Source organism: Candidatus Magnetobacterium casense, from assembly GCF_019173545.1.
Taxonomy (GTDB): Bacteria; Nitrospirota; Thermodesulfovibrionia; order Thermodesulfovibrionales; family Magnetobacteriaceae; genus Magnetobacterium; species Magnetobacterium cryptolimnobacter.
This window is the reverse complement of record NZ_JABXWD010000296.1, coordinates 1-4,329: the sequence shown is the minus strand read 5'-3', so window position 1 is coordinate 4,329 and position 4,329 is coordinate 1. Positions and strand designations below refer to the sequence as shown.

Here is a 4,329-nt window from a genome sequence, read left to right as displayed (position 1 = left end):
TAAGCAGACAATTCAAAATGCCGGCCTTATCTGATATCATCAGAAGTAAGACAGAAGGATTGTCACCAGGGTAAAAAAGTGTTTACCATGAAATTTAAAGAGGATACGTATCATGCTTAACTTAACACCTATGGGGTGCTGCCCCTTTCTTTCCCCAAGGCACCCATGAGTTTCTTATGCACCCCGATGTCAGGTAATAAATACCGTCTTTGCATGTTTATGTTATAATATGTGAATCGATATTATTATGACATGAAACAAACAGGAGATACGGTAAGATGTTAAAGAAGAAGCAACGCTACGTGGTAGCAGTGGTTGGAGCGACAGGTGCGGTGGGCCAGGAGATGATCTCCGTGCTGGAGGAAAGAAAGTTCCCCGTGGAACAATTGAGGCTCTTTGCCTCCGAGCGTTCCCAGGGGCTTAAGGTAGACTTTAAGGATGACCAGATACGGGTGGAATGTCTCGATAACAATGCCTTTAAGGGTATAGACATAGCGCTGTTTTCAGCCGGTGCGCAACGCAGCGAGGACTATGCCCCCGTAGCGGCAGACAGTGGGTGCGTGGTCGTGGATAACTCCAGCGCCTTCAGGATGCGTGATGACGTCCCGTTGGTGGTGCCGGAAGTCAACCCCGAAGACATAAAATGGCACAAGGGTATCATCGCCAACCCCAACTGTTCAACCATCCAGATGGTCGTAGCCCTCAAGCCAATACACGATGCCGCACGGATCAAGCGCATCGTGGTATCGACGTATCAGGCGGTATCCGGCACCGGTAAGAAGGCAATGGACGAGCTCCTGGAGCAGTGTCGCAGCATCCTGAGCTTCCAGGAGGTAAAGCGCAACGTCTATCCACACCAGATAGCATTTAATTGTTTGCCACACATAGACAAGTTCCTCGAAAACGGCTACACAAAGGAAGAAATAAAGATGGTCAACGAAACCAAAAAGATAATGGGTGACCCCTCCATACGTGTAACGGCAACGACCGTGCGTGTACCCGTCTTCCGCGGACACTCCGAAAGTGTAAACATTGAGACCGAACGAAAGCTCACAGCCAACGAGGTACGTGCCCTGTTGTCAACGGCCCCCGGGGTGTTGGTCTTTGACGACCCCGACAAGAACGTCTATCCGCTGGCCCTGGAGGCCTCCGGCATGGATGCCGTCTACGTGGGCAGGATCAGAGAGGACGAGTCCATAGAAAACGGTATAAACATGTGGATAGTGTCAGACAACCTCAGAAAGGGAGCCGCCCTTAATGCAGTGCAGATAGCCGAAAAACTCGTAGAGTTTGCATAGAACCCCCAATGCAGGAGCAATTAACCGGTAACGGGATCAACGCCAGTGTTGTGGTCATTGCCAGTGATTTTCCAAAGGTCCCGCTTGTCCTTGATGGCATAAGCTCTCGGTTTTTGAATCGCAACCTCATAATCCCATGCGATGTGCGTGACAACAGGTTGCGCGTCATCATGGCAAGGCCCTGGGATATGGACGTCATCGATGCCCTGTCCGTAGCCACGGGACACGATATCGATGTCTGTAGCGCCGATGAAAACCTCATCAAGGACTACCTCGACAAGTTCTTCGGCAAAGAGGCCACCGTCAACAAGATAATAGAGAACATTGGCGTTGGCGATGCCTCCTTCGACTTCAAGGAGGAATATGACGAGGATGTCGATCACCTCAAGGGGCTGGCCTCGGAGGCCCCTATAATCAAGCTGGTCAACCTCCTCATTACACGAGCCATCGAGGGCAGGGCAAGCGATATCCACATAGAGCCCTTCGATAACGAACTGAAGGTGCGATACCGCATAGACGGCGTCCTGCACGACGTGGAATCGGCCCCCAAAAAACTCCAGCCAGCCATCATCTCCAGGGTAAAGATAATGGCCAAACTCAACATAGCCGAGCGCCGTTTGCCCCAGGATGGCAGGATAAAGCTCAAGATTGCCGCAAAGGAGATCGATATCCGTGTCTCTACCATCCCGGTGCTCTATGGCGAAAGCATCGTGATGAGGCTCCTGGACAAGGAATCCATCGTCATAGACCTGCACAGGTTGGGGTTTCCCGCTGAACTGCTGAACACCTTTAACGGTCTCATCAAGAAGCCGCACGGTATAATCCTGGTCACCGGCCCTACGGGTAGCGGCAAGACCACCACCCTCTATGGCGCCCTGGACAAGATCAACACCGAAGACAAAAAGATCATCACCGTCGAAGACCCCGTTGAATACCACCTCAACGGAGTCAATCAGATACAGGTCAAGCAGCAGATCGGCCTGAGTTTTGCCAACACGCTCAGACACATCGTCAGGCAAGACCCCGACATCATAATGATCGGAGAAGTCAGGGACCTCGAAACCGCAGAGATCGCCATACAGTCGGCTCTGACGGGGCATCTGGTGTTTTCCACGCTACACACAAACGATGCCCCAAGCGCCATCACCAGGCTCATCGACATGGGGGTGGAGAACTTCCTGCTTTCCTCCACGCTGAGGGGACTGCTGGCCCAGCGCCTTGTGCGCATGATCTGTCCACACTGCAAGGAACCCGACGACACCCTGGCCACACCGGAGGAGCTTGCCATGATCGGTCTGGGGGCGGAGGCAAGACTGTTCAGGGGCAGGGGATGCGACAACTGTTCACACACCGGATTCCTCGGCAGAACCGGCATCTTTGAGCTGATGACCATCGACCACGATGTCAGAAAACTCATCATGGCCAATGCCGACTCCGCACAACTCAGAAATGCCGCACGCCACGCCGGTATGAAAACCCTCCTGGAAAGCGGCAAGGACAAGGTCAGCAGGGGTATGACCACTATCGCCGAAATTCTGAGGGTCACTCAGGAGGTCTAAAGAAATACGATGCCGGTCTTCCAATATCGTGCAACCACCCGCACCGGGGAACTCACCGAAGGGGTGATCAATGCCGCCGATGAGAGGGCGGTTGTGGAGTCCCTGAAAAATTCCGGCCTCATACCCCTTAAGATCACCCAGAGCAGGGAGGGCAAGAGGGCAGAGGCAGGAGGCAAAAAAATGGAGCTGATAAAGCGTTCAGCTGCCTCCGAAGTCCTGACCTTTACGACCGAGTTATCGGCGCTCCTGGGGGCGGGGCTGCCACTGGACAGGGGACTGGGCATACTCAGTGAGATATCCGAACACGCCTCCATGCAGGAGGTCATCTCCTCGATACTTAAGTACATCCGTGAGGGGAGTTCCTTCTCCGATGCCCTTATGAAACACCCGCGCGTCTTTCCCCGTCTGTACGTCAACATTGTCAGGGCCGGGGAGCTGGGGGGCGTCCTTGAGTCGGTCATGCTCAAGCTCAACGACTTTCTTGAGACCTCAAAGGAGCTTAAAGACCACATATACTCGGCCATGATCTATCCCGTCATACTGATGTTAAGCGGCGGGGCATCGGTTGTCGTTCTGATGACGTATGTTATACCCAAGTTTTCGGTGATCTTTGAAGACCTCGGTCAGACTCTCCCGCTGCCAACCCAGATACTGTTGAAGATCAGCGACCTTATGATCGCCTACTGGTGGGTAATCGTTGCTGCGATTGCGACGGTTATATTCCTATTCAGGGTCTACATCAACTCACCGGAGGGCCGGAACTCATGGGATGCCTTAATGCTGAAGATCTTCAGGGACATCGTGGTGCGGCTTGAGACGTCGAGGTTTTGCAGGACCCTGGGGACGTTGCTAAAGAGCGGAGTGCCCCTGCTGGATGCCTTGCGCAACGTCAAGGATGTCGTCAGCAACATGGTAATCCGTCAGGCCATAGACGGCGTAATAAAGGGCGCCAAGGAGGGACAGGGTATCACGGGGCCTATCATAGCATCCAACGTCTTTCCCGCCCTGGCCATATCCATGATCAAGGTCGGCGAGGAGTCCGGGCACCTCGATACGATGCTCCTGAAGGTGGCCGATACCTACGAAAAGGCCCTCAAGACGACCGTCAGGAGGTTCATAAGCATAGTCGAACCGGCCATGATTCTGATAATGGGCGTTGTAGTAGGCTTCATTGTCATGTCCATGCTAATGGCCATCTTTAGCATCAACGACATGCCTATGTAGAATGCCTGCAAAATGCCGCCAGGGCAATCGCATTTGACCCTAAGAAAAAATATGATCACGATGATGAAATGAGAGGATACTGTCAGCGGTAGTTCGCATTATTAGAATGGGGGAATTAATGAAGCAGTACAAAATTGTTGTATCCTCTTTATATTTCATGGTAGCAAAAGAAAGAAAGGGGCGGCTCCGCCCCCCTTCAGAACCCCCCGCAAGGGGACCAGTCCCCTTGACCCCTTCTTGCGAAACCT

3 protein-coding genes are annotated in these 4,329 nt (G+C 52.9%); all 3 read left to right on the top strand.

The genetic code is table 11. From position 1 onward, the window contains the following. The first annotated feature begins 278 nt into the window (after positions 1 to 278). The 3 genes from HWQ67_RS13605 to HWQ67_RS13595 are packed head-to-tail and all read left to right on the top strand — an operon-like array spanning position 279 to position 4,081. Complete coding sequence (locus HWQ67_RS13605; protein WP_218253234.1) at positions 279 to 1,298, top strand: aspartate-semialdehyde dehydrogenase; 1,020 nt, start codon at positions 279 to 281, stop codon at positions 1,296 to 1,298. 8 nt (positions 1,299 to 1,306) lie between these two features. After that, a complete protein-coding gene (gene gspE, locus HWQ67_RS13600) occupies positions 1,307 to 2,857 on the top strand; it encodes a type II secretion system ATPase GspE (RefSeq protein ID WP_218253233.1) in 1,551 nt (516 codons plus the stop codon). Between the two features lie 9 nt (positions 2,858 to 2,866). After that, positions 2,867 to 4,081 carry a type II secretion system F family protein gene (locus HWQ67_RS13595; RefSeq protein WP_218253232.1) on the top strand — a complete coding sequence of 405 codons (1,215 nt, stop codon included), beginning with the start codon at positions 2,867 to 2,869 and terminating at the stop codon, positions 4,079 to 4,081. Positions 4,082 to 4,329: the final 248 nt, after the last annotated feature.